The organism is Acinetobacter kookii (genome assembly GCF_900096895.1).
GTDB lineage: Bacteria > Pseudomonadota > Gammaproteobacteria > Pseudomonadales > Moraxellaceae > Acinetobacter > Acinetobacter kookii.
Genome location: NZ_FMYO01000013.1, coordinates 43,742 through 68,637, shown reverse-complemented (window position 1 = coordinate 68,637; position 24,896 = coordinate 43,742). Strand labels below are relative to the sequence as shown.

22 protein-coding genes and 4 tRNA genes are annotated in these 24,896 nt (G+C 43.8%); 9 read left to right on the top strand and 17 right to left on the bottom strand.

Going from position 1 to position 24,896, the window contains the following annotated elements; all coding sequences use genetic code 11:
* Positions 1-723: 723 nt before the first annotated feature.
* The 3 genes from BLP85_RS13850 to BLP85_RS13845 all read right to left on the bottom strand — a co-directional run bounded on the left by BLP85_RS13850 (position 724) and on the right by BLP85_RS13845 (position 2,104).
* Complete coding sequence (locus BLP85_RS13850; RefSeq protein WP_092820822.1) at positions 724-1,338, bottom strand: hypothetical protein; 615 nt, start codon at positions 1,336-1,338, stop codon at positions 724-726.
* Between the two features lie 85 nt (positions 1,339-1,423).
* The gene (locus tag BLP85_RS14985; protein ID WP_165493268.1) at positions 1,424-1,597 is read right to left on the bottom strand and encodes a hypothetical protein; all 174 of its coding nucleotides are present in this window, start codon (positions 1,595-1,597) and stop codon (positions 1,424-1,426) included.
* 129 nt (positions 1,598-1,726) lie between these two features.
* Positions 1,727-2,104 (bottom strand): hypothetical protein, encoded by a 378-nt coding sequence (locus BLP85_RS13845; protein ID WP_092820820.1) that lies wholly within the window; start codon positions 2,102-2,104, stop codon positions 1,727-1,729.
* 851 nt (positions 2,105-2,955) lie between these two features.
* On the opposite strand from BLP85_RS13845, the gene BLP85_RS13840 reads away from it, so the two are divergent.
* Positions 2,956-3,315, top strand: coding sequence for a hypothetical protein (locus tag BLP85_RS13840; RefSeq protein WP_092820818.1), 360 nt, complete (start codon positions 2,956-2,958; stop codon positions 3,313-3,315).
* A 119-nt stretch (positions 3,316-3,434) separates the two neighbouring features.
* Here the strand turns inward: BLP85_RS13840 and wrbA are convergent, their stop codons facing one another.
* Positions 3,435-4,031 carry an NAD(P)H:quinone oxidoreductase gene (gene wrbA, locus BLP85_RS13835; RefSeq protein ID WP_092820816.1) on the bottom strand — a complete coding sequence of 199 codons (597 nt, stop codon included), beginning with the start codon at positions 4,029-4,031 and terminating at the stop codon, positions 3,435-3,437.
* Between the two features lie 114 nt (positions 4,032-4,145).
* On the opposite strand from wrbA, the gene BLP85_RS13830 reads away from it, so the two are divergent.
* Positions 4,146-5,393, top strand: a complete 1,248-nt coding sequence (locus BLP85_RS13830) for a YihY family inner membrane protein (protein WP_092820814.1) — start codon at positions 4,146-4,148, stop codon at positions 5,391-5,393.
* Between the two features lie 182 nt (positions 5,394-5,575).
* On the opposite strand, the gene BLP85_RS13825 is transcribed toward BLP85_RS13830, so the two are convergent.
* Both BLP85_RS13825 and BLP85_RS13820 read right to left on the bottom strand, forming a co-directional pair.
* A complete protein-coding gene (locus BLP85_RS13825) occupies positions 5,576-6,211 on the bottom strand; it encodes a fumarylacetoacetate hydrolase family protein (RefSeq protein WP_092820812.1) in 636 nt (211 codons plus the stop codon).
* Between the two features lie 39 nt (positions 6,212-6,250).
* Positions 6,251-6,748 carry a YcxB family protein gene (locus BLP85_RS13820; RefSeq protein ID WP_092820810.1) on the bottom strand — a complete coding sequence of 166 codons (498 nt, stop codon included), beginning with the start codon at positions 6,746-6,748 and terminating at the stop codon, positions 6,251-6,253.
* Positions 6,749-6,922: 174 nt separating this feature from the next.
* Here BLP85_RS13820 and BLP85_RS13815 point away from each other — a divergent pair, with 174 nt between their 5' ends.
* A complete protein-coding gene (locus tag BLP85_RS13815) occupies positions 6,923-8,227 on the top strand; it encodes a hypothetical protein (RefSeq protein WP_092820808.1) in 1,305 nt (434 codons plus the stop codon).
* Between the two features lie 89 nt (positions 8,228-8,316).
* Here the strand turns inward: BLP85_RS13815 and BLP85_RS13810 are convergent.
* The 4 genes from BLP85_RS13810 to BLP85_RS13795 all read right to left on the bottom strand — a co-directional run bounded on the left by BLP85_RS13810 (position 8,317) and on the right by BLP85_RS13795 (position 9,081).
* A tRNA-Arg gene (locus tag BLP85_RS13810) sits at positions 8,317-8,393 on the bottom strand.
* A gap of 369 nt (positions 8,394-8,762) precedes the next feature.
* Positions 8,763-8,839: transfer RNA gene (locus BLP85_RS13805), tRNA-Arg, on the bottom strand.
* A gap of 58 nt (positions 8,840-8,897) precedes the next feature.
* A tRNA-Arg gene (locus BLP85_RS13800) sits at positions 8,898-8,974 on the bottom strand.
* Positions 8,975-8,989: 15 nt separating this feature from the next.
* Positions 8,990-9,081, bottom strand: a tRNA-Ser gene (locus BLP85_RS13795).
* Between the two features lie 264 nt (positions 9,082-9,345).
* Between BLP85_RS13795 and rnr the strand changes: the two genes are divergently transcribed.
* The 5 genes from rnr (at position 9,346) to BLP85_RS13770 (ending at position 15,579) form a co-directional block, all read left to right on the top strand.
* A complete protein-coding gene (gene rnr / locus BLP85_RS13790) occupies positions 9,346-11,766 on the top strand; it encodes a ribonuclease R (RefSeq protein ID WP_213031976.1) in 2,421 nt (806 codons plus the stop codon).
* 148 nt (positions 11,767-11,914) lie between these two features.
* A complete protein-coding gene (locus BLP85_RS13785; RefSeq protein ID WP_092820804.1) occupies positions 11,915-13,954 on the top strand; it encodes a M3 family metallopeptidase in 2,040 nt (679 codons plus the stop codon).
* Between the two features lie 41 nt (positions 13,955-13,995).
* The gene (locus BLP85_RS13780; protein ID WP_171259728.1) at positions 13,996-14,205 is read left to right on the top strand and encodes a YheV family putative zinc ribbon protein; all 210 of its coding nucleotides are present in this window, start codon (positions 13,996-13,998) and stop codon (positions 14,203-14,205) included.
* A gap of 13 nt (positions 14,206-14,218) precedes the next feature.
* A complete protein-coding gene (locus BLP85_RS13775) occupies positions 14,219-14,647 on the top strand; it encodes a hypothetical protein (protein ID WP_092820801.1) in 429 nt (142 codons plus the stop codon).
* 56 nt (positions 14,648-14,703) lie between these two features.
* Positions 14,704-15,579 carry a DMT family transporter gene (locus tag BLP85_RS13770; RefSeq protein WP_092820799.1) on the top strand — a complete coding sequence of 292 codons (876 nt, stop codon included), beginning with the start codon at positions 14,704-14,706 and terminating at the stop codon, positions 15,577-15,579.
* 79 nt (positions 15,580-15,658) lie between these two features.
* Here BLP85_RS13770 and BLP85_RS13765 read toward each other — a convergent pair whose 3' ends face one another.
* The 5 genes from BLP85_RS13765 to BLP85_RS13745 all read right to left on the bottom strand — a co-directional run bounded on the left by BLP85_RS13765 (position 15,659) and on the right by BLP85_RS13745 (position 20,995).
* Positions 15,659-17,941, bottom strand: a complete 2,283-nt coding sequence (locus tag BLP85_RS13765) for a TRAP transporter large permease subunit (RefSeq protein ID WP_092820797.1) — start codon at positions 17,939-17,941, stop codon at positions 15,659-15,661.
* 185 nt (positions 17,942-18,126) lie between these two features.
* A complete protein-coding gene (gene rrtA / locus BLP85_RS13760) occupies positions 18,127-18,696 on the bottom strand; it encodes a rhombosortase (protein ID WP_092820795.1) in 570 nt (189 codons plus the stop codon).
* A gap of 89 nt (positions 18,697-18,785) precedes the next feature.
* Positions 18,786-19,841 carry a hypothetical protein gene (locus BLP85_RS13755; RefSeq protein WP_092820793.1) on the bottom strand — a complete coding sequence of 352 codons (1,056 nt, stop codon included), beginning with the start codon at positions 19,839-19,841 and terminating at the stop codon, positions 18,786-18,788.
* A 517-nt stretch (positions 19,842-20,358) separates the two neighbouring features.
* Positions 20,359-20,745, bottom strand: a complete 387-nt coding sequence (locus BLP85_RS13750) for a hypothetical protein (RefSeq protein ID WP_092820791.1) — start codon at positions 20,743-20,745, stop codon at positions 20,359-20,361.
* Positions 20,738-20,995 (bottom strand): FAD assembly factor SdhE, encoded by a 258-nt coding sequence (locus BLP85_RS13745; protein ID WP_092820788.1) that lies wholly within the window; start codon positions 20,993-20,995, stop codon positions 20,738-20,740. The genes BLP85_RS13750 and BLP85_RS13745 overlap by 8 nt, the downstream gene beginning before the upstream one ends.
* Positions 20,996-21,183: 188 nt before the next feature.
* Between BLP85_RS13745 and BLP85_RS13740 the strand changes: the two genes are divergently transcribed.
* Positions 21,184-22,356, top strand: coding sequence for an acyl-CoA dehydrogenase family protein (locus tag BLP85_RS13740; RefSeq protein WP_092820786.1), 1,173 nt, complete (start codon positions 21,184-21,186; stop codon positions 22,354-22,356).
* Positions 22,357-22,388: 32 nt separating this feature from the next.
* Here BLP85_RS13740 and BLP85_RS13735 read toward each other — a convergent pair whose 3' ends face one another.
* The gene (locus BLP85_RS13735; RefSeq protein WP_092820784.1) at positions 22,389-23,180 is read right to left on the bottom strand and encodes an alpha/beta fold hydrolase; all 792 of its coding nucleotides are present in this window, start codon (positions 23,178-23,180) and stop codon (positions 22,389-22,391) included.
* Between the two features lie 129 nt (positions 23,181-23,309).
* The gene (locus tag BLP85_RS13730) at positions 23,310-24,806 is read right to left on the bottom strand and encodes a flavin-containing monooxygenase (protein WP_092820782.1); all 1,497 of its coding nucleotides are present in this window, start codon (positions 24,804-24,806) and stop codon (positions 23,310-23,312) included.
* Positions 24,807-24,896 lie beyond the last annotated feature (90 nt).

The window sequence follows — 24,896 nt, the reverse complement described above, 5'->3', positions numbered from 1 at the left end:
AGGATGTTTATTTATTTTCTAATTAGTAAGGTTTAATTTATATTAAAAATATTAAATCACATAAAAAAAACAAAAGGCAAAATTTATGAGGTTTTACATGTATTACGTTTAATATAACAAATTATCTTGTTGTTATAATTAATAAATTGTTAATTATTGTTTATTTTTAAATTGTAAGAAATCATTATGTAAAAATTCTTTAAAATTAAAATTTACATCAAAATTTTAATTAAAATAATATTTTTTATATATTAAAAAAATCAAAATCTCATACACCAAAACTGCAATTATGAAAGCATTTTCAATTTTAGAAAGTTGTAAACTTTGATTTTATTGGAACTCCTACTAAAATGTGACGCACTTCTACTTTTTTAGTAAAATATAATTAACCAATCACAGTTAAGCGTATTTATAAAGTAATTCTGGTAGAAAGATAAATTTTTTTAGCAGGATGATTTCCATTTCAAAAAATGCCTCCACCCCAGCCATAAAGCCGGGGGCAGGAATGAATAGCAGCCTTGATCTGGCTGATTCAATTGATTAATCAAATACAAAAAAGCTGGGCATAGGTAATTTCGTCTTCCCCATCCGTCCCGTGCAAAAGGAATCTGCCCCCAGAATAGGTTAATGATTTTATTCTTATCAATTAAATCAATAATTTATTTAAAAAAGAGGCCTAACTATTTACCAATAGTTAAACCTTTAGTCATGTTGCAAACGGGGTTACTTTACGGTTACGGTGATGCTACCTGTATTCACCGCACCAATGGCAGAAGTTTTAATACCGTTGATATTATTCTCGGTTCCTTCTGTGATTGTATTTACAGATGCGTCAATAGCGCCGGAGTTAAAGGCGACATTGGCTACACTGTAATTGCTCAAGGTTTGATTCAACTCCTCATTAAAGCTGGCATCAAGACTTTGACCAAGCGCACTTTCGATCTGTGATGACGAATCGCTCTCAGTATCGGTCAACGACTCCAATTGACTTTGTTGATCTTCAAGCGTTGCATTGAGTGTACCGGTACTGAGAGCACTCAGGCTGCCTTGCTCCACAGCGAGATTACCTGTATTTACAGCACCCAGGGCCGAGGTCTCTATGGTGTTTTCAAAATTATTGACAGCATCAAAACCTCCCTCTGTGTTGACGCTTGCATTAATATCCGCTGTATTGACTGCAAGGTTAAGCGCAGAGCCATTGGTGACCTGCTGGGATAAAGTAGCCAGAGCCGTTTCCAGACCCGTATCTACAGCCACTTCCGTGTCTTGAGCATTTGCCATGCCTGCACCGGTCAGGAAGGCGACGGATAAGGCGATTGTTTTAACAGTTTTTTTCATAGCTGTTCTTCCTTTTCACGTTTTGAAGCACCTCTCGCTAAGTACTTCTTCTGATCATGGGAGCGAGCCCATTTTCATAGTGCTTTTAATCAAGCTGCGTGATTGACCAGTAATTCTCGACCACTTCGGGGCGGACATCCTCCAGCATTGAAGTCTCTCCCTCTTGCTGGTCTTTCTTATCCTTCCGGTCATCTGTCTTACCTAAAGAAGATGAGTTCTGTTTCCTGCTGATGGATTTAATCAAGTCCTGTTTATTCATCTCAGGCTCCTGTACCAGGCTGAACGGCTTCTTGCTTGAGAATGGCAAGCCGATTCGGCCCGAAAGTAAATAACCAAACAGGACATAGATACCCCCCAGAAGATCTGCTGTTTTGGGTGAACGGAAAATTCAGCATAGCGAGTCTCCCGATGGGGTGCTTAAGTTAGGGCATTGCGGATTATTTTGAGTAGTCGTCGAATTTAAAGTCCCGTCATTCGCAGTATCACTGGAAATGTCTATGTCGTTATTTGCACCACTGATATTGATATTGTTGGTCGGGGTATTTACCGTACCGATAGAGCGGGTATGGGTACTATTGATGATGGTTTTTCCCAAGCCGGAATAATAATCGGAATCCTTGAGCTCGATCAGATTTGCCTGCACCAGATTCTCATTGGAACGGGCACTTGATGATTTCCAGCGCTGACTCCATTCATCCGATGTAGCATAAGCAGTGTTCAGAAAACAGTAACAAAATAAACCCAGATTGATCATTAATATTCTCATAATCTTTGAAGCCCTCTGACCTGAGATGTTAATTTATCTTTGACTAAAATAAGTTTTAATAAATCTAAGTAAAATTAAATCACATAAAAAAAATAAAAGGCAATATTTATCCAGATTCACATTTTTTCTGTTTTTTACAAAAAATTATCCATTTGTTTTATATTATAAAAATAAGGATTTGTTATTTATTTGTGATTTGTAATAAATCATTATATAAAAATTTTTTGAATATAAAATTCACATAACAAACTTGATTAAAATAATATATTTTTTATCTAAAAAGTAATAAATAATTTCGCTAATAAAGCGTGAAATTATGTTCTTCACTTATTTTATAGAATGGTAAATTTCGATTTTATGAGGACTTCTTTCTAAGTGTGATTTCCATCATATTTTATTAAAAATATAATTAATCAATCACAGTTAAATCTATTTATAAAGAAACCCTGAGATAAAGGTAATTTTTTGCCTCTATTCCTCAAATCGGTATTTCCCCTCCCAGCCTCCATAGAATTGAACCCAAGCACACTTAAAATGAAACTTGAACAGAGGACCGGGGCAGCCTCACCCTGCTTGAAGTTGCAGAACCTAGAGAACAAAGTAATTGCTCATGCTTTTAGAGCTGATGAATACTTAAAAACCCATCCGCCCCCCTATTCGATGAAGAATGAATGTGTTTACAACTCAGATAAACTGTTTTGACTTTATTTCCACTAGAATCAGGTTGGTATGAAATGTTCCTGACATCCAGATGTAGAACAGACATACTGTAGCAACATGTCATAAATACCCGCTGACCTTGAAGCCCTTTCTATTCCATATAGCCCAAGATCGGTCAAGCTAACTTGTTGATGGAAAACTCTATGCAATGTCCTAAATGTGGATCGACTGAAGTTGAAAAACGTGATCATGAAAAGAATTTAAAGACCATTAGTGGAATTTTAATGACCTCAGCCGGAGCAACCGCAGGAACAGTCGGTGGGGCTGCAACAGGCGCATCCACAGGCGCAGCGATTGGGGCAATTGCCGGACCATTAGGAGTGATTTTCGGTGGCACTGTAGGCACCTTTGTAGGTGCCATTGCCGTAGGGGTGACAGGCGGGGTACTCGGTAATATTTTCGGTAAAAAAGCCGGAGTCATTATCGATAAAAATGTGTTCCTGGATTATAAATGCTTGAAATGCAAGCATCGCTTTAAAGAAAAAGCATAAGCATTCAGATACTTAAACTTTAAGTTGCAATAAAAAAGACCATTCATTTTTAGAATGGTCTTTTTTATCTCTATATTTTAAGAACAGGGTGAGTTGAACCCAGTTTCTCAATAAAAAAATCAGCTTGCCTGCAATTTTTTAACCACATCACCCAAGCGCTTACCCTGCTCTTCACACAGGATTTTTTCATCCTGACTCAGTCCCAAATCATGGCGCGGACCACTCACATGGCTTGCTCCATACGGCGTACCACCCGATTTGGTATTGGATAATGCCGGGTTGGCATTCGGCAGACCCATAATCATCATGCCATGATGAAACAGGGGCGGAAGCATAGTCAGCAATGTACTTTCCTGCCCGCCGTGCATAGAACCTGAAGATGTAAAGACACAGGCCGGTTTCTGATGTAAGGCGCCATTCAGCCACAGACTGGTGGTCTGATCCCAAAAATATTTCATCTCGGAGGCCATATTGCCAAACCGTGTAGGCGAGCCCAGAGCCAAACCTGAACAATTGGCCAAATCATCCAAGGTGCAATAAATATCCCCTTCCTCCGGAATACTCGGTTCAGCCTGTTTCACCACAGTGGATAGATTAGGCACCGTACGAATTTTTATCGCCATACCTGTAGATTCAATTCCATTGGCAATTAAATGCGCCATTTCTTTGGTTGAACCATATTTGCTGTAATATAAAACAAGGACATAAGACTGCATAATTTTTATAAACAAAGCCAAAAGAGAAAACTATACGGTATTTTTCCCATTTTTTGGTTAAGCTTGGTATTGAAAATTCATAAAGACGACTAAAAAAATTGAGACTTCATCACTATGTTAGAAAAGTATTTAAAAAAACTTCCTTTTTATAATGAGACCTGGTTTCAATTTGCTTTATTTGTTATCAGACGTTTTGAAGCCGATCGTTGTCGTGATCAGGCAGCTTCTCTGACTTATACCACGCTGTTTGCAGTAGTTCCCATGCTGACGGTTTTTCTGGTAATCATTTCTTCCATTAAAGCTCTGGAACCAGCAAGACAGCAATTACAACAACTGATTTACAGCCATTTTCTGCCCCGAACCACCATCGCCTTTGACAAGGCCTTTAATGCCTTTACCGATAAATCCAGCAACCTGACCGTGATTGGTATTTTATTTCTGTTTGTGACTACAGTTATGATGCTTTCCAGTATCGAGACCGTGTTTAACCGGATTTGGCGGGTTCAGGAAACGCGAGGTGGAATCATTGGATTTATGCGTTACTGGACCATTATTTCCCTCGGTCCAATTCTGTTAGGCAGTGCTTTTGCTATTTCATCGACTGTGGCTTCATTAAATGTACTCAGCAATAATTTTGCCGGTTATGAGGTCAACGGCGAATTTATCTTGTGGGGCATTTCCTTTGTCCTGACCATTTTGGGGTTCTTTATTTTAAACTGGACCATTCCCAACCGTAGCGTCCCAATTAAAGCCGCCTTGATTGCCGGTACATTCAGTGCAGTCGTGTTTGAATTATTGAAGAATCTGTTTGGCGTCATCATGTCAAATTTTACCAGTTATGAAATTGTCTATGGCGCTTTTGCAGCCATCCCGATTTTCCTGTTATGGATTTTCCTGTCCTGGAACATTGTTTTGCTGGGGGTCGAAATCAGTTATGGCCTGACTGCGTTTAATTCAGGTAAAGAACAGAAGCGTCATCCGGTAATCATGCTGTTAGACGTGCTTGAGCTGTTTTATAGAAAGCAGCAAATTGGCGAAACGGTTTCAGATGAAGAAGCGCTGCTGGTTTTGGGTCGTGATGAAATTGGACGCTGGCCAGGTTATGTACTGATGCTGGAAAAGCAAAATCTGGTGAAACGTACCGACGATGATCAATACATTCTCGCGCGCAATCTGGCTCAGGTGGATTTCTGGAGTTTTTATAAACAGTTACCCTACCCGCTTCCACGCAGCAAAGATGTTGCCAATATCCGTCCGGATGATGAATGGATACAAAGACTCGGACCCGCACTGGTTGAATCTGATGATTATCTGGCTGCAAAACTATCCATTCCCCTGTCCGCTATTTTTGAAAAGAAATAGCGTTAACTGACGTTGACGATGCCATAAAAAAGCCTTCACATATGAAGGCTTTTTCAATGACTACGCGGAGGTATGAGCGAACAAAAATGTCTGATCCAGTCATGCAAACTGACCGTCATGAAAAAATTCAGAACTTAAAAAGGCCGCATTTAAGCAGCCTTTTTATTCAATCTTTTTACTTATTAAACAAAGGTTTTCCAGACAAAATCCTGGCTCTGACCTTGCAACGTCATGGTGAGTTGATCGCCTGATTGCAATGCAGCCACACCCGCCGGTGTACCTGTCATCACCACATCCCCTTCTTCCAGGGTAAAGACCTGGCTGATATCAGCAAGTAAAGTCGCAATATCAAAAATCAGCAAAGATGTATCGCCTTTTTGACGCAGCTCATCATTCACATGCAAGGTGTAATGTACATCTTTCCAGTCTTTCACTTCTGAAAGCTCAACCCAGTCACCCAACAGGCATGAACCATCATATGCTTTGGCACGTTCCCAAGGCTGACCTTTCTTTTTCAGGTCATCCTGCAAGTCACGCAAGGTTAAATCCAGGCCCAAAGTTACCGCACCCACAGCTTCCAGCGCTTTAGCCGGATCGGTCTCCGCCTTTAAAGTACGGTCAATCCGCAGGCTGAGTTCGCATTCATAGTGACAATTACCCCAAGCCGGGTTCCATGAAATCCCCTCTTGCAATGCCATTAAGGCACTCGGTGGCTTGATAAACAAAACCGGACGATCAGGAATGGCATTGCCTAATTCTTTGGCATGGTCCGCATAGCTACGGCCGACACAGACAATCTTCGATGGACGTGTACTCATGATCTTCCCTTTTTATTTCACTGTTAGGTTATTTCAGGCTTACTTTTTAAATGTATTTTCAAATACGGTTTGCTCGGCAGAGTGTTCAAAAGCACGTTTCGGCACAACCACCACGGTACGGTTCTTCAATTCAATCATGTACGTCAGTTTACCTGTAGCAAATTTTTGCACGTCGCTATAGTTAAACATCTGTTTACGACCATTGGCATAAATTTCCGCATGATCCTGAAACAATTCGATGCCTTGTTCACTTTTACCAAGCTGGTATTTTACAAATTGACGCTTAAACATCATTGGTAAAAACCAGTAACGCATAATCAGCTGCAAAATTAAAAAGAAAGCACCGAGCGCAACATAATAGCGACCCACGCCATTAAAGCCGAGGTAAAAACCCCAAATAATAATTCCGATACTTACGAAGGGGGTAATAAAACGGCTAATCTGCTTTTTACCAAACGTCGCAAGCGCAAAACCGTCTTGTGATTCTTCCAGATTTAAAAAATAACGTACCGATACAGCAGGCTTGGTCTCTGACATGATTCATCATCAAATTATTCGAACAATTGTGCTAGATATTACACCAGATTCGGCCTTTTCCTTATTGTTTTTGCTCGGCTCATTACAAGCTAAATTACATAAGTTTGCTTCACAACCGTTTTGAAATTGATTAAAACATCATCATTCACTTAAAAAGCATAAACAGGATGTGAAATGCAAAACAATAAAAATAAATGCGGTTTGCTGCTGCTGTGCTGCCTGCTCGGCACGCAGGTCTCGGCAAAGATCATTCCATGGAAAGAACAGATTCCCAGTAGTCTGAGTGTATTCCAGGGAAAGACCCAACTTCTGGCTGACTTAACCGCAAACCGTATTTTGATTTACGCCCATCCGGCACAGGCAATTACTTTACCGACCTTTAAAAATCCGCACAGTATCAGTGGCAAGTTTTATACCGGTGCAGTAGTGGTACCCGCCAGCAGCCAAAACGTAGCGCGGCTTTTAAGCAACTATAACGGGTATAAGGGGCTATTTCCGACCTTAAAGTTAGCAAAGGTCGTTGAGCAACAAGGCAACATTACCCAGATGAAATATCAGGTGTCCATCCCTACACCCATTCCAATATTAAACTTTAAAGAAAATGTGCTGATGCAGCACCATTTAACGGCGAACAGTATTTCAACCCTTGTCCTGGATGCGCCTATTCCTTATGGTGCAGGCAAAATTGAATGGTTTGATTTAGGCAACAATAAAACCTTAATTACCGTGACCCAATGGGGCGACTTAAACCATCCCAAAGGCTTTTTATTCAGCAGCATTTTGAATGCACTTCCGGAGGCCAAACTCGGCATTCCCTCTGGCACCAACGCTTTTTTACTCGAAGCCCTGCAACAGCACTTTAAAACACCGAGTTACCACAGCTTGAAAGCTGGAGAATTACCCGAAGCCCCATTAAGCTCGAACCAGGTTCAAAAAATTGCCACACTGAGCCAACTGTCCCAGGAACCGGTTTCTTTTATCTTGCCCTCCAGCAAGGTGCCCTATCCGCACGGTCTGGAAAGCTTGCGTTTTAGCAGCAGCTATCAGTACTTTGCAAAAAAACCGCAACAGATGCAGCACTGGCTGAGTGCGCCGGCTTATCAAGAGCTTTTTCCACGCCAGATTGAAGAGATCGACCTGAAAAAAATTAAACCCAACACCATTGATGCAGATTACAAAATTTCAGTCGGATTGGGGGTGATCAATATTCCCTTCGATTTTAAGCTGCGTTTTGACTATCCCAACAGTCTGGAAAATCAGTTTGATGCGGTGGGTGGGGATTTGCAGTTTGTCAAAGGCGGGATGCATCTGATTCCGCAAGGTCAAGGCACCTTGTTAAATGTCACCAGTGCCATGAAAATCCATGACAAAGCGCCCTTTCTGCTCAGAGCAATGAGAAGCCTGCCTTATCACGACATGTTACCGGCCATAGGGGGCAATACCGTATTGGCATTAAAGATTAAACACAAGATGAAATAATTTTTTCACACATTTAATTTATTCTAGGCACAAAAAAACCGCATTAAATGCGGTTTTTTCCAGTTTTACATCTATCGATGCGATCAAGTTGGTGCGCTCAGAGAGATTCGAACTCCCGACCCCTTAGTTCGTAGCCAAGTGCTCTATCCAGCTGAGCTATGAGCGCGACGTCTTGATGTGGTGCATTATACGCGTTTTTAATATTCTGTTAAGTGCTTTTTAACAAATACGCAATCAAGTGAACAGTTATTGGGCAAAATTAGATTTTTCATCTATTTTTTAAACAACATTTGTTTTTTGAGGATTGCACAGATTACTTTGAGATCAAAATAATCAATTTCACCAGTGCATTTTTACTCCAGGTTTCGTCCAGATATCTGGAATGTCTGGAGTAGATATTTAAGATGCCCTACTTTTTTAAAGACATCTCCACTCATCGAAAAAACTTACCCGCTCAACTGCACCAAATTTCAGGCACAAAAAACCGCAACATGTGCGGTTTCTTCCATTTTTACATCTGTCGATGTGTTCAAGTTGGTGCGCTCAGAGAGATTCGAACTCCCGACCCCTTAGTTCGTAGCCAAGTGCTCTATCCAGCTGAGCTATGAGCGCGTACTTGAGTTGCTTTTCAGCATTCGTTACTATAAAAAATTGCCGCGTTTAACTTGATTGGTGCGCTCAGAGAGATTCGAACTCCCGACCCCTTAGTTCGTAGCCAAGTGCTCTATCCAGCTGAGCTATGAGCGCATTTCAAGTTATTCGTGGCGGTGAGAGAGGGATTCGAACCCTCGGTGGGCTTTAAGACCCACGCTCCCTTAGCAGGGGAGTACCTTCAGCCACTCGGCCACCTCACCGTAACGAGCCGCCATAATACAAATTAAACTTCGTTTCTTCAAGTCAGATTTCAAAAAATTCTGATATTTTTAATCAATCATCTATTTTTTAAACAATTTCCGAGCTGGCTCTGCCCTTTTCGCTGTTTTTTATGGCAAATGCTGCTGAAATATTCAACCTGGCCCGAAAATTTGCACTGAAAAACACAATATTGCAATCATTTACGTGCAGTCTGTTGCTGCATGACTTATGCTAATCCTATCTTCTGACATGAAGCCAAAGACATTATGAAAAATTGGGTCGATCCTGAAGCTAAAGCTGAAGCTGAACGCTATGAAAATCCTATTCCCAGCCGTATTCTTATTTCTGAAACGATTGAAAAACTACAAGCACCACAATCTCATGCAGATCTAGTGGAACATTTTGAAATTGCAGATCAAAAAAGTATTGATGCCCTTAGCCATCGCCTGATCGCCATGGTTCGGGATGGCCAGTTGATGAAAGATGGCTACAAGTTCCAGCTTGCCGTCAGCCAGCCGACGCATGAAGCCACCGTGTATATCAATTCCAAAGGTCTGGGCAGTGCCTCGATTGCCGATCATGAAGACCTTTTACTGCCTGAACGCGAGCTGCGTCTGGTCTTTAATGGTGACCGCGTCAAGGTTCGTCAAACTTCGGTCGACCGCAAAGGCAAGGCTTGGGGTTTTATTACCGAAGTGGTGCAGCATCGGGTGAAACAGATTATTGGTAAAGTGGCGGTTCACGATGGCGAATACTTTATTCAGCCCGGCAATCCGAATGCTCACCAACCCATTACCCTGGAAAAAGAACTAATTGAACATGCTCAGGTCAAAGTGGGTGATTCGGTCCGGGTGGCCATTGACGACTATCCAACCCGCGAAGAGCTGGCGACCGGTCATATCGTTCAGTCTATGGCAGACAAGGCCGATACCGAAATCATTATTCCGCAAACCATTCTAGAATTTGGCTTGCCTTATGAATTTCCGGAAGAAGTGATTCGTGATGCGGAACACTTTAAAGAACCTTCTGCACAAGACCGCGAGGGCCGTATCGATTTACGTGATTTGGCCCTGGTCACCATTGACGGTGAAGATGCCCGCGACTTTGACGATGCCGTATATGCCGAAAAACGTCCAGGCGGCGGTTACCGCGTGGTCGTGGCCATTGCGGATGTCAGCCATTATGTGCGTAATGACCAGCCCTTGGATGATGAAGCAAAAGAACGTGGCACGTCAGTCTATTTCCCGCACTTTGTCTTGCCGATGTTGCCGGAAGCTTTATCTAATGGTCTGTGCTCGCTGAATCCGCATGTCGATCGTCTCTGTATGGTCTGTGATCTAAAACTGTCACGTGCAGGTCGCGTCACTGGTTTTGAATTCTATCCATCAGTCATGCATTCCAAAGCGCGTCTCACCTATACTCAGGTGGCACAGTATTTTGATGGCGACAGCAAAGCCGTTCCTGAAGATCGTGATGTACGCAAATCGCTGAATACCTTGTTCCAGCTGTATCAGATCCTGAAAGGTTTACGTACAGAGCGTCATGCCATGGAATTCGAAACCGTCGAAACCTACATGACCTTCGATGAGTTGGGTGGCATTAATGAAATTCTGCCGCGTACACGTAATGATGCGCATAAACTGATTGAAGAATGCATGTTGCTGGCCAATGTGGCCGCCGCCGAATATGCCCTGGAAAATGACATCCCGATGTTATACCGTGTGCATGAGCCACCTGAATTTTCACGTATCCAGAAAGTGCGTGAATATGTGAAATTGCTCGGCCTGCCTTTCCCTGAACAGCCAACGCAAAAAGATTATCAGGCGGTGATTGATGCCACCAAAGACCGCATTGATGCACCAAGCATTCACGCGGTGCTGTTACGCTCCATGATGCAGGCTTATTACGGTGCAAATAATGCCGGACATTTCGGTTTGGCGTATGAAGCCTATACGCACTTTACCTCCCCGATTCGGCGTTACCCGGACCTGTTATTGCACCGTGCCATTAAGGCCCATTTAAAACAAAAGCCTTTCGCGCTTTCCGGTGCAGCCCTGGATGATGCCGGTGAACATTTCTCGCAAACCGAACGCCGTGCCGATGAAGCTTCCCGTTCCGTCACCACCTGGTTGAAATGTCATTATATGCAGCAGCATCTCGGTGAAGAGTTTGTCGGTGTGATCAGTGCCGTGGCCGAGTTTGGCCTGTTCGTGACCTTAAAAGACCTGTATGTCGATGGTATGGTTCACGTGAGCCAGCTGGGCGATGACTATTTTGTCTATGATCAGGCCAGCCAAAGCTTAATCGGTCAGGCACGTGGTCAGACCTTTAGTCTGGGCGATGAAGTCAAAATTAAGGTGGCAGCGGTCAATCTGGAAGATCGCAAGATAGACTTTGAACTGTTGCAACAATTGACCCATGCGGGCCGGGTGATTCGTAGCCGTGCCCCACGTGTGGCCAAGACCACCACAGAGGAAGTCTTTGGTTCACGAGCCAAAGCTGTGGCAAATGAAGAGGGCGAACAGCCGGTTCGCAAGAAAAAGCCAAAAGCTAAATCTGCTGCACCTGCCAAAAAGTCAGATAAAAAATCTTCAGCCAAGGCAGATGCAAAAGCCATAGACAAGCTGAAGAAAAAATCCAAGCCGAAAAAGAAAAAGTCGAATGCGAAAGCCAAGACAGAATAATTTTTCGATATAAGCCCTACTCCGGTAGGGCTTTTTATTAGGTCTGGTCTACCAAGTATTTACCGACTGAAAAATAATAGCCCTTGATTTAACCCTCTCTAAGCCTTACATCTACTATTAACTTTATAAATGATATGGCGTATTAGAAATGACTTTAGAAAAGGCGACCTTGCCCGTTCCACAATTTGACCAGATTCAACTGGCCGATTTAAAACAACAGATTGAACAGGCCATTCAACAAGGACAAAGTTTTTTAAACGATTTAACCGCAGTTCCAGAAGATACTCAGGCACAGCTCAATGTTCTGGAACAGGTCGATACGCTGGAAAACAACATGAGTGAAGCTTGGGGTGTGCTGTCACATCTGAATGCAGTGATGAACAATTCAGAAACACGCGAACTGTACCAATCCCTGCTTCCGGCATTAAGCGAATACTACACCCAACTGGGTCAACATACGGTGCTGTATCAAACCTATCAGCATGTGCATGACTCATCCGTATTTAGCACGCTTCCAGCAGCCCATCAAAGTGCCATTAAATTGGCGCTTCGCGATTTCAAACTGTCAGGGGTTGCTTTAGAAGGTGAAGCGAAAAAACGCTATGCAGAAATTTCTGCCCGTTTGTCGCAGCTTTCATCTGACTTTTCTAACCATGTATTGGATGCCACACAAATCTACTTCAAGCCGCTGACTGAAGAACAACTCAAAGGCTTACCGCAAAGCAGTATCGATTTACTCGAACAATATGGCCAGCAACGCGAACTTGATCAGCCGGTGGCGACTTTAGACATTCCGGCTTATCTGGCCATCATGACCTATGCCGATGACCGTGGCTTGCGTGAAGAGCTGTATAAAGCCTATACCACCCGTGCTTCCGACCTGTCGGAGCATCCTGAATTTGACAATACCCAGGTGATGGAAGAAATTCTGAGCCTGCGCCATGAAATGGCTCAGCTGTTAGGTTTTAAAAACTATGCCGAGTTATCGCTGGCCAGCAAAATGGCACCGGATGTCGAAACTGTAGACAAGTTTCTGGTCGACCTGGCTGAACATGCACGCACACCGGCCAGCAAAGAAATTGCCGAATTAAAAACCATTGCCATTCAGGATGGCATTTTCGAGTTACAGCCATGGGATACGGGTTACTATTCGGAAAAACTGAAACAGCAACAGTTCAATTTATCGCAGGAATCACTCAAACCGTATTTCCCTGCACCGAAGATTTTGCAAGGCCTGTTCAGCATTGTGAACCGTCTCTATGGCATCAACATTGTGGAACGTGAAGCGCCGCTCTGGCATCCCGATGCACGCTATTATGAACTGGAAGATCAAGGCAATGTGGTCGGCGGCTTCTATCTCGATCTGTATGCACGCAGTGGCAAACGCGGTGGCGCCTGGATGAGCGGTTTCCGCTCGCGCATGCAAACCCGACAAGGCCTGCAAAAACCGATCTGCTACATGGTCTGCAACTTCACCCCTGCAGTCGCTGATCAACCAGCGTTACTTACCCATGATGAAGTGAATACCCTGTTCCACGAGTTTGGTCACGGTCTGCATCATCTATTGACCGAAGTCGACCATATTGCTGTGGCAGGAACTCATGGTGTCGATTGGGATGCGGTCGAGCTACCAAGCCAGTTTATGGAATTCTGGACCTGGGATACAGACAGCCTCGATCTGCTCAGTGAACACATCGAAACGAAGCTGCATTTGCCAGAAGATTTGCTTAAATCCTTACTGGATGCCCGTTTCTTCCAGTCCGGCATGCAAACTTTGCGTCAAATCGAATTTGCCCTGTTTGACCTGCATATTCACAAGCACAGTTCGGCTTTAAATGCCGAACAGGTACAAGCGACGCTGGATGAAATTCGCCAAAAATATGCAGTCGCGCCCACAGCCAGTTACAACCGTTTCCAACATAGCTTTAGCCATATTTTTGCCGGCGGCTATGCTGCGGGCTATTATTCTTACAAATGGGCCGAAGTTTTGGCCAGTGATGCCTTCGATCGTTTCGAAAAAGAAGGAATCTTTAATGTTCAGACCGGAAAAGAATTTCGTCAATTTATTCTAGCAGTTGGCGGAAAAGATACAGCACTTGACGCGTTTATCAATTTCCGCGGACGCGAGCCAAAAATAGATGCGTTATTACGTCATCAAGGTTGGACGAAACCCTCTAAAAACGCTTAAACTAACTGTCTAAGATTGTTCGGAAGGTTAGGATGATGACTATCAAACGTCGTTTCATTGCAGGTGCTAAATGTCCAAAATGTGAAGCGCTAGATCGGGTTGTCATGCTAACTTCTGGCGACGATGAATGGATTGAATGTATTGACTGTGGCTATAGCGAAAATCGGCCAACGCATGTCGATGAACCACAGATGCCGGAACAGCCGGATGAGATTGGTGTCATTCAGTTCAAACCGCGTCAGCCTAAATAAAAACAGGTTCAATATGACATTAGATCAAAGAAACAGCCCAAAACTTTTATTGGGCATTACTGGGGGACTGGTTGCAATCATTGCGCTTTTTTTGGCCTATCAATGGTTTTTTGCAACTTCAAACGAAACACTGCCTGAACATGAAGGAGCCAGTTTAACGGCGCCTGCAAAACCGGCGGTTAAAGCTGAAAAAGCGCCAGAACCGCTTGCTCAAACCGAGCAGGAAACCATTCAGCTGGTGGATGAAAAAATCCTGAAAGAAGCTGTTCCAGAAAATGAATCACTCGCCAAAGAAGAAGTGGCTAAACTGGAAGATATTCAAAGCCAGCTAAATGAACAGGAAGCCATGCTGAAAGCCCAACACGCCGATGCAGATGAGCTGATTGCCCTGAAAGAAGAACAGATTAAATTACTTGAAGCCCAATTGGCTCAAAAACAATAATTTTATAATTGAATGTTCAGCTAAAATAGCAGCACATATTTTAGCTGAATTGTTTCATGTCCCTACCGACCAGCAATCGGAACCTGCTTAAAGCACTCGCTTTACTGACCTGCTCTGCCTTTTTATTTTCTCTTATGGGTGTCTGTATTCGCTATGCCTCACACACGGTAGATAATCCCACCATTGTATTTTTTCGCAACTTTGTCGGCCTGTTTATTTTTCTGCCGCTTATTTGCTCTAAGGGAATTGGCTTTTTTAAAACTGAAAAAATCTGGATGCATAGCTGGCGTGCCGTCATCGGGCTGATTGCCATGTATGGCTTCTTTTACGCAATTGCCCATTTAAAGCTGTCCAACGCCATGGTCTTTACCTATTCTTCCCCGATTTTTATTCCACTGATTGCCTGGTTGTTTCTGAAAGAAAAAATCACCAAATCCATGCTGCTCGCCGCAGCGATTGGCCTGGTCGGGGTCATTTTGTGGCCAAGCCCGATGCTGGCATGTTTTAACCAGATGTCTGTGATTGGGCTAGGTGCCAGCTTGTTGGCAGCCATGGCATTTGTAACAGTCCGCGCGCTCACTAGTACCGAATCTCCAGAGAAAATCGTATTTTATTTCTGTTTTATCGGCACACTCATTTCCATGATTCCGATGTTCTGGTTATGGCGTCCTTATACCTGGACTGAACTGGGTTTCTTGATTGGCGCAGGTCTGCTTGCCAATATTAGCCAGATTTTCATGTCCAATGCCTATAAACTCGCCCCTGCCGGACAGATTGGCCCCGTGAATTATATTGCCATTATTTTTGCAGGAATCTCGGGCTTTATCTTCTGGCAAGAAATACCAGATCATTATAGTTTAATGGGTTTCGGCCTCATTCTGGCTGCCATTATCCTCTGTAGCCCTCTGGTTCAAAAACGTGCCACCCGATAATTCAGGCAGATTTCCCGCATATAATTCCCTATATAAAAAGTCATAAAAAAGCACCCGAAGGTGCTTTTTTTATGATGGATTAATGATACCAACCGAACAGCTTAAATACATAAGGAATATAAGCGATGATCAACATGGCAGGCAGCATCACAATCACCGGTAAAACCCAGCGTTCATAGCGGTAGTAGAAAGATAGATGACGCACTTCTGCATCCGCCTCAGCCACCTCGGCATCTCCAACAGACTGCCGGGCCAGAAGATGGTTCAGCGCTACAGGCGGGGTGACATAACCAAGCTCAAAACCAATCAGGGTAATCATCCAGAAATGTACCGGGTGGATACCGTATTGATAGGCTACCGGAGCCACTGTAGCGGAAATCAGAATAACGGCACCAAATGGGTCCATGATCATGCCCACAAAAATCATCAGTCCGACAATCAGGGTAATGACGAGAATGGTACTACTGATATCGGTCGGGAAGGCCTGCATCACTTCGATACGTTCCAGTAATCCCCCCACACTGACAGAAAGCGCCATCAGGATTACCAGGGCACCAATATGTCCAACCGTTTCACTGGTAGAAATATGTAACGATTTCCAGAATCCGACATTACGCAAACTTTCTCCATAAGCAGAACGTTTCACGCCATGATCAACTGCCAATTCTTTGCCCTGCTGTTTACCATGCTCTGCTTCACGGTATTCGGCATTTACCGCTGCACCGGCAGTTGCCAATTCAGGGATCGATCCCTGATTCAACTGGGCGGTCAGGGTTTCATCCCAATGTCCCACTGCGGGTAAAGGTGCAGGTTCATGGCGTAACTTGTCGAAAAGTACCACCAGCAACAGAATCACTGGCATCATGACTGGAGCGGTAAATTCATTCAGATCGGTCGACAAGGCATATTTATAGAATAACCAGATCAAGATGAAAATCACGACATAAGGAATCACCGCCACTACAGCACGAGCCGATTGAGGTGCTGCTACACCTGGGGCTGCAATACGGAATTTACTTTCGGCGAAGAACAGTGAAATGATCAAAAATAAAGTTGACGTCAGCAGGAACACATACACGCCGTAGTGATACAGCAAGTCCGTTGTCACTTCCTTATTCAGTGAGGCAACCACCACAATCAATAAGCATGGACGTAATACCACACCTAGAGAACCTGACATAGCTGTTGCTGCCAGAGCAAACTGACGGCGTCCACCCGCATTCCAGACTTCCTTATAAATAATCGCACCTGCTGCGATCACGAAAATCCCCGATGCTCCTGTATAGGCCGTTGGCAACGCAGCTGCCACCAAGATCAGCCAGGTCAGGGTTTCAGGTGCCAGATTCCATGGACGCAGGATATTCAGGAACATGTCCACGACACGGGTCTGTTTCAGCAACATACCCGCCCAGATGAACAGTGCCAGATTCAGGAAGATACTCGAAAACTCGACCAGCTGTCCCAGGTAAATACCCTGTCCCATTGGATAATCCATCAGGAAGGTAAAGCTAATCCCGGTAATGATCGCCATATAGCCATACAGCGGCACACTCAGAAAAGCCATTCCTAAGCTACCGCCCTCTTGGCTCTGCTTGGGCTGTCTGAATATCTGATACAGGCTGATCAAGGTCAGCGTACTGAACAGGATCATCCACAACCAGTAAATATATTTCATGTCTCCGATCGGAACACCCGAATTCAGCATGGACTGATATTGGCTATAAGACGAGTAAGCCAAAAAGGCGTTACCAGTCAGCATTGCCACCGAGTACACTTTAAAATCGATACGCGTTGTGGGACTACGTAAACCAATATGATGGGTTTTCAGCGTTGCACTGATCGCTGCAAACACCACCATGATAACCAGTAACAGGGCCCGGTTTTCAGTACCGAACTTGAATACGCCAAAGAAAGACGTTTCAAAGGTACGATATGCGCGAATACTCGGATGAGCCTGCATATGGGCAATCGCTTTATCATAGAACTGATAGGATTCTTCACAGACCTGTTGAGCCTGTACTATCGCCGCACGCACATCAGCCTCTGAACGCACACCGAAAAAATCAGCATACTCGTCGGCTGCATCGGCTTTCATCTGCTCTTGCACTTTACGATCGACATCGACATTACGTTCACAGGTTGGGGAACTCGGTTCGGCACGTAGAAACGAATATTGCATGCCAGTCGCCGGATCACCGTACAGACGCTCACCCATACGCAACAGCTGGCCGTGAATCATTTCACCGGTACCAATAATCAAAGTCAGCAAAAGTAAGACAAGAACGACAAAGGCCGAGATCCACTCTGTCCATATATAACGTAACAGACCTAATCCAGATCTGTTGTTTTCATCATATTGCATGTGTATTCCTATTTTTTATTTTGGTCATTACACGGTGGTTTGGTAAGGCCAATTTTGATTTATGAACGGAGAATATCCTTTCCCGATCCAATTTCTTTATTGTTATCTACAAATTTGCATTAACCCGACATTAATGAAAATGACAATATGTATTTTCTTTTCTGTTTTAAATGTCAATCTCGCCACTATTCAACGAAATATTCCCATAGAACATACGCCAAAGCGATGATTATTCCTCCAATCACCCCCAATAAATGAGCTTCAACCAATACCGGACTGCCAATAAGTTCTGCTGTGCTGACACTGCCGACGGTATTTTCCCAAAGCAATTTTCCCAGAATCAGGCACAACACCAAGGCAGCAAAATTGCGCTCTTTCCTATACAACAAATGCACGCAGGCAACGGTGACATAAGCCCCATGCAAGACTCCGGACAAGCCGGCATAGGCTTCTATATCTGGAAAGAAATAATAAAAACACAGGCTGATAAACGGCGGAAGCAATAACAGTAAAGCAACGAAATGCCAGATTCTGACGCGGGGAAAAATAAAAGGTAAGCAGGCAAAAGCCAGCATATTGAGCAGATAATGGATCCATCCCACATGTACCCAATGGGCGGTCCATAAACGCCAGAACTCTTTGAACAAGCCAGCTTGCCAATAGATAAATGAATCTGCAAAAACTTGAAGACATGCCGAAAAAGACATTACAAATGCAATAAAAATAATCTTTTGCATAAGAAACTGGTCTTTCATTGGCATGTCCCCAGCTTAGAAAAGATGGATTAAAGATCAAACATCATTCCAGCCCATCTTTTCTTGTATTTTCTTTTATTCCAATCAACTTAAGAGGAGGCTGCACTCTCATTTTCATCAAATAAATCATCCAATTCTGCAGAACTGTCCTGATCATCCCAGAAACGTTGCATGCCATCATCACCCGAACGGATTCCGGTATGTTCAGTCCAGTAACGATCTGAAATACCCTGCACCATATTTTGTGCCATACTGTCGACCAGTCTGAACTGCGGATTGACCGGCTTTTCTTCAGAGCGTGCTGTAGCAAATGTTTTCAGGGCATCGCGAATCTTGGCATCATCACCACTGGCTTGAGCTGCGACTGCATACAGGGCATGAGACAGGCGTACACCTTTTTGTTCACCCAGTTGTACCGACTGTTTTAAAGTCTGGTAAGGATCGGGCTTACCATCGCCTGCGCCCGGCAACAAGGTCCAAATGACGGCTCGTGCCGCTTCTGGCGCACCCCAGAATTTGGCATTATCCAGACACACCATCCCGCGTTCAACGATGGCTGCAATATCTTTGGGTACATGGACTGCACCGCCAGAATTAATGTCATTGGTCATGGCCTGCAAACCGCTGATCATCCCCATTAAATATACAGTTTGATCAAGGTCGCTTTTCATTTTCGGGCATCCCTCACCCAAGGCCTTATTATATTTTGTCGCCCAACGCTTTTCTAATAGCTGGTAGCCCGCGTACTGACGCTGTGCAGCAATGGCAGCCCAGCGTTTTTGCTGGATACGGGCATCCTGTGCTTCTGAAACCCGCCCCGCTTTAGACGCGCGTAAATAATCTAGTTCTGCTTCCAAAGCCTGATTTTCGGCACAGATCCCGGATGAAGCATATAAAAGTACGGCAATACGGGTTGGGTCTGCCCCCATATCTTTGGTTGACATAATGGCGGGCGTTAAGGCATTGCCTGAATTACACGCCATATCCGCATCATCCATGGCCAAGATTGGCGGCACAATATGTTTCTCACTAAAACCCAGGGCAATATTTGCACCTGATTTAACCACTTGAGAACAACCTGATAATAAAGAACTTGTAATGATGATGACTGCCATACCCTGGCATATTTTTTGGACTTGCGACATTTTCCTGTCCTCTATAATTGTGTTTATGTCCATAGCACCTAAACATATCAGATGCGAAATCTGAATAAAAGAGTATTCACTCTAATTAGGTTTGATACTTTGCCACGAAATGACGTACGGAAAATTGACTATATTCCATCAAGTTAAAAATTTTGGGCAAAAAAAAGTAGCATTGCGACGGTTCGGCACATGCTACTTATCAAGGGGTAAAAGCCTATTGGCTTTCATGTTGTGCAAATCGATCCTTCAGCACTGTTCCTAGTCGTCCAATAACAATTGCCAAAACAATTGCTACCACCAGAAACATCCAAGTTGGAATCATCATGATGATTTCCTCATTTGCTGTTGGTGTTTTTAATTTACATTTAGCTGAAATAATTTAGCGGAAAAATTGTCCGACAATTGCAATATTTGTTATTTTTTTCATTAAACTGTCTTACAAAATATCAAAAATTAAAATTATATCAATTATTATCAATATCTTAGTTAAAACAAATTTTATACAACTGTCTAACAATTAGGTTAATTTTGCCAGTTGTTTCAGTGCTTTCCATTGCTTAAAAGGCAATTGATCCACCCAGATCAAGAGTGGTTTTTCCTGAAAATGCTGGAAATACACCACAATATAAAGCTGATGATCAATCAAATGACTAATCGAAACACGTTTAACCTGTTGCGATTTTAAATGGGACAACGACCATTCACGTGCATGCAAATGTTCAAGACACATCGGCGGGGGTACTTTCAAACCATAGATATAGGTCAGCACACCCAGCACAATGCACAGCAACCATAACCATGCCGGCAACAGCTGCTGCAAAAGTATAATCAGCAAAGTAAAAATGCTCAGCTGAAAAACAAATGCCAGACGGCTGCGTTTCAGCTGAAAACAACGCTTAGCCATGGACGTAATGTTTTAACTTGACAATCAAGGCTTTCATTTCCGGGCGTGGAGGTTCAGAAACTTCCATAAACCAATCTAGCAAGTCCGGGTCCTCTTGTGCGACCAATTCAGCAAAAGCTTCTTTCTCTGCTGCATCTGCCTGCAGATAATGATTTTTTACATAGGGATCAAAATAAACATCAATCTCTTTTAAACCGCGACGGGCACGATAAATGACTTTGCGTTCTTCCAAGCTGATTTCTTCGCTCATAGCCTTTCCCCAACCGTATGAAATTTTTTGCTAGTTTACCCTATCCATCCCCTGCATTTCGAGCCATTTCCCCGAATTGACCAAATTCATCATTTTATCTGTACATTTGAGCATTCATCTCATTGCCGCTTGTGTCTCAATCTTTTAATTTTTATCTGACAATCACTTTGTAGATGGACAGAATAACAATGCAATCAGCTGCAATCCGACCTTTAGCCCCTATGCTGCCCCGCCATTTGTTTAATGCCGAGCACGATGCCTTCCGTGAAACGGTGCGCAAATTTTATGAAAAGGAAGTGGTTCCAAATACTGCCAGATATGAACAGCAGCAGCATGTCGACCGGGATTTATGGAACAAGGCGGGTGCAATGGGCTTACTCTGTGCCACCATGCCGGAACAATACGGAGGATCGGGTGTAGACCGTCTTTACAGCATGATCCTGATTGAAGAACAGGCCTATGCCATGGATTCGGCAACCGGCTTTTCGCTACATTCGGATATTGTGGCCAACTACATCTTCAATTTTGGCAATGAAGAGCAAAAATCAGCCTGGCTGCCCAAAATGGCTACAGGTGAAGTGGTCACGGCCATTGCCATGACCGAACCGGGAACCGGATCTGACCTGCAAGCGGTACGTACAACTGCTGTTTTGGATGGCAATGATTATGTCATCAATGGCTCTAAAATTTTTATCACCAATGGCTACCTGTGTGACATGGCGATTGTGGTCTGCAAAACGGGCAGCAGCGATAAAGGCTCTGCCAATTTATCTTTACTCATCGTCGAAGCTGACCGTGCTGGTTTCAGTAAGGGCAAACCTTTAAATAAAATTGGCATGAAAGGACAAGATACCTGCGAGTTGTTCTTTGACAATGTGCGCGTGCCCAAAGAAAATTTGCTGGGTATGGAGGGCATGGGCTTTATGATGCTGATGAAAGAACTGGCCTGGGAACGCATGCTGGTCGCAATCATTTGCCAGGCGGGAGCCGAAGCGGCATTCGCGCATACCGTGCAATACACCAAACAGCGGCAAGCTTTCGGCAAGCCGATCAGCGCTTTTCAAAATACCCGCTTTAAACTGGCTGAATTAAGAACCGAAATCGATTTCTGTCGAGCTTATTTAGACCGCTGTATGGAATTACAGCTAGAAGAAAAACTGGGCATTGATGCAGCGGCAGCAGCGAAATACAAAATTTCCGAAATGTTTTCTAAAGTTGTGGATGAGTGCCTGCAACTGCATGGTGGTTATGGCTACATGATGGAATATCCAATTGCACGTGCCTATATTGATAACCGTGCCAACCGGATTTATGCCGGCACCAATGAAATTATGAAAGAACTGATCTCGCGTTCCCTGTAATCCAAAGCCCATCTGCTGATGGGCTGTTTCTCTTAACTAATCTCTGCTAAAAATTCACTAATCAAGGCCAGTACCAGTTCGGGTTGTTCTTTATGCGGCATATGATGTAAGTCCTCTAGAATTTGCAATTCAGCTGCACCTTTCACTCCTGCAAAGATCTGCCGAGGCTGTGCCAGCGTGCCGTATTCATCTTGCTCCCCATGAATGATCAAGCTGGGGCATTGTACTTGGGGCAATACCTGACTCAAATTCCAGTCCTTAAATGCAGGTGCCAGCCAGGTTTCAGTCCAGGCATCCAGCACCCACTGCGCTTTATCAGCATGATATTTGGCGAGGCGCTCCATTTGTCCCGCTTGCCGAAATGCCTGCTTGGCTTCACGGATGCCGGCTAAAGTTCGTTCTTCAACTTCATATTGCGCAGCAATGGTCACCAAAGCCTGACAACGCTGTGAATATTCAGCAGCGATGGCAGCCGACATTCCCCCACCCACACTATGTCCCAGCACAATAAAATCTTTCAGCGCAAAATAATCAAGCACGGCCTTAAAACCATGAGTCGCCTCAGTGATGACAAAATCCAGGCCTAAAGGCTGGTGATTGACTGCTGACTGTCCAAAGCCGAGCCGGTCATAAGCATAAACAATACGCTTGGTCTGAGCGGCAAGTTGTGCAGGAAAATCTCGCCATAAAGCCACACTGCCCAGTGAATCATGCATCAATATAATCGGTGCTAATTCTGGATTAGCTTCAGTAGACTGCCAGGACTTGGCATAAAGGTAATAGGAGTCAAATGACAGTTGATATTCACGCGCTAAGATACTCAAAACTTATTCCTGTGCCGGCTCAATTACTTTTACTCCATACTGTAGGAATTTGCAGCAGAACTAAAGATTACAAATTGAACTCGTGATTCCAATATTCATAAAAAAGATGCTGAGACTAAACCATATCAATTACGAGACCAAACGCGGTGTCGAGCTTTTCTTATCCTCTTGCTCACGCTTATGAAATTTAAGCACACCATCCTCAAAACGCGCATGCTTCAATTGTTTGCGGTCAGCCAGATAATTATTGGAAACACTCCAAGGTGCATGCTTGCCCTGCTTCGGCATCACATCAGCAGCACGGGCAATATAGCCTGAAGACAGACTGCCCATCACCGTATCTTGCATTAACTCCGTCGCATCACCTTGCGGAATCACTTCATCATAGCCATTTTTGTCCATATAGTTGATCAGACGGCAAATATAATCCGCTGCAATATCCACTTTAAGTGTCCAGGAGGCATTGATATAGCCAATAATCATGGCCATATTCGGTACATCACTGACCATGATGCCCTGATACAGCATATGCTGGGAAGTATTCATCGGCTTGCCATCAATGGTCGCCTGAATGCCGCCTAAAATCTGAATATTCAAACCGGTAGCAGACACAATAATATCCGCATCCAAATGTTTACCGGACTTTAACTGAATACCTGTTTCAGTGAATTTTTCAATTTGATCCGTTTCAACCGATGCACGGCCTTCACGCAAGATTTTAAACAGGTCACCATCCGGAACCACACACAGACGCTGATCCCAAGGCTCATAATTCGGAGTAAAGTGTTTCATATCCACCTTACCCTTGAGCTGAAATTTTACTGCATTCAGCAAAATTTTCTTGAGCAGTTTCGGCTGTTTCTGCGCCAGGGCATAAATACCGCGTTGCATGCCAATATTACGTGCGCGCGTTAATTTATAGGCCACATCTTCTGGCAAATACTTGCGCATTTTGTCATAGACCAGATCTATCGATGGCACAGAAGCAATATAGGTCGGAGAACGTTGCAACATGGTGACATGCCCTGCCCCACCTTTCGCCATCGCAGGCACCAGGGTGATTGCGGTTGCCCCACTGCCAATAATCACCACTTTTTTACCCGAATAGTCTAACTGCTCGGGCCAATGCTGCGGATGAATAAAATGGCCTTTAAATACAGACTGATTTTGGAATTCAGGCTGGAATCCCTGATCATAATTATAATAACCTGTGCAACCTAGAACAAAATTGGCCACCCAGGTTTGCTTTTGTTGAGCTGCATCTTCAATTTCAACCACCCACTTTTTAGTGGCCGAATCATAATTCGCCGTCAAAACCCGATGCTGAAAATGGATTTTATTTTTAAGCTGATACTCGTCAATCACTTCAGCTAAATAATTTTTGATGGATGGACCATCCGCCAAGACGCTGTCTTTTTGCCACGGCTTAAAATTAAAGCCAAAAGTCGACATATCTGAATCTGAACGAATGCCTGGATACTTGAATAAATCCCAGGTTCCGCCAAAACTTTCCCGACGCTCAATAATGTCAAAAGAGCGTTGCGGACAATTTTTGGAAAGATGAACAGCCAGACCAATACCAGAAATACCGGCCCCAACAATCAACACATCAATATGTTTTTCCATGTTTTTTTTATAACCTGTTTTAAGCTTTATTTTATTAAACCACAAAATTGACAATACTCAATGTCAAGTTAGTGTAAAACTGACGAAAAA

Bases quoted from the DNA above. Each gene is read 5' to 3' on its own strand.
- BLP85_RS13820 (WP_092820810.1), bottom strand. From the start codon at position 6,748: ATGTCAGAGACCAAGCCTGCTGTATCGGTACGTTATTTTTTAAATCTG.
- rrtA (WP_092820795.1), bottom strand. From the start codon at position 18,696: ATGAAAGACCAGTTTCTTATGCAAAAGATTATTTTTATTGCATTTGTA.
- BLP85_RS13775 (WP_092820801.1), top strand. From the start codon at position 14,219: ATGACATTAGATCAAAGAAACAGCCCAAAACTTTTATTGGGCATTACT.
- BLP85_RS13825 (WP_092820812.1), bottom strand. From the start codon at position 6,211: ATGAGTACACGTCCATCGAAGATTGTCTGTGTCGGCCGTAGCTATGCG.
- BLP85_RS13745 (WP_092820788.1), bottom strand. From the start codon at position 20,995: ATGAGCGAAGAAATCAGCTTGGAAGAACGCAAAGTCATTTATCGTGCC.
- BLP85_RS13830 (WP_092820814.1), top strand. From the start codon at position 4,146: ATGTTAGAAAAGTATTTAAAAAAACTTCCTTTTTATAATGAGACCTGG.
- BLP85_RS13815 (WP_092820808.1), top strand. From the start codon at position 6,923: ATGCAAAACAATAAAAATAAATGCGGTTTGCTGCTGCTGTGCTGCCTG.
- BLP85_RS13740 (WP_092820786.1), top strand. From the start codon at position 21,184: ATGCAATCAGCTGCAATCCGACCTTTAGCCCCTATGCTGCCCCGCCAT.
- wrbA (WP_092820816.1), bottom strand. From the start codon at position 4,031: ATGCAGTCTTATGTCCTTGTTTTATATTACAGCAAATATGGTTCAACC.
- BLP85_RS13765 (WP_092820797.1), bottom strand. From the start codon at position 17,941: ATGCAATATGATGAAAACAACAGATCTGGATTAGGTCTGTTACGTTAT.
- BLP85_RS13850 (WP_092820822.1), bottom strand. From the start codon at position 1,338: ATGAAAAAAACTGTTAAAACAATCGCCTTATCCGTCGCCTTCCTGACC.
- BLP85_RS13845 (WP_092820820.1), bottom strand. From the start codon at position 2,104: ATGAGAATATTAATGATCAATCTGGGTTTATTTTGTTACTGTTTTCTG.
- BLP85_RS14985 (WP_165493268.1), bottom strand. From the start codon at position 1,597: ATGAATAAACAGGACTTGATTAAATCCATCAGCAGGAAACAGAACTCA.
- BLP85_RS13840 (WP_092820818.1), top strand. From the start codon at position 2,956: ATGGAAAACTCTATGCAATGTCCTAAATGTGGATCGACTGAAGTTGAA.
- BLP85_RS13770 (WP_092820799.1), top strand. From the start codon at position 14,704: ATGTCCCTACCGACCAGCAATCGGAACCTGCTTAAAGCACTCGCTTTA.
- BLP85_RS13755 (WP_092820793.1), bottom strand. From the start codon at position 19,841: ATGTCGCAAGTCCAAAAAATATGCCAGGGTATGGCAGTCATCATCATT.
- BLP85_RS13750 (WP_092820791.1), bottom strand. From the start codon at position 20,745: ATGGCTAAGCGTTGTTTTCAGCTGAAACGCAGCCGTCTGGCATTTGTT.
- BLP85_RS13785 (WP_092820804.1), top strand. From the start codon at position 11,915: ATGACTTTAGAAAAGGCGACCTTGCCCGTTCCACAATTTGACCAGATT.
- BLP85_RS13730 (WP_092820782.1), bottom strand. From the start codon at position 24,806: ATGGAAAAACATATTGATGTGTTGATTGTTGGGGCCGGTATTTCTGGT.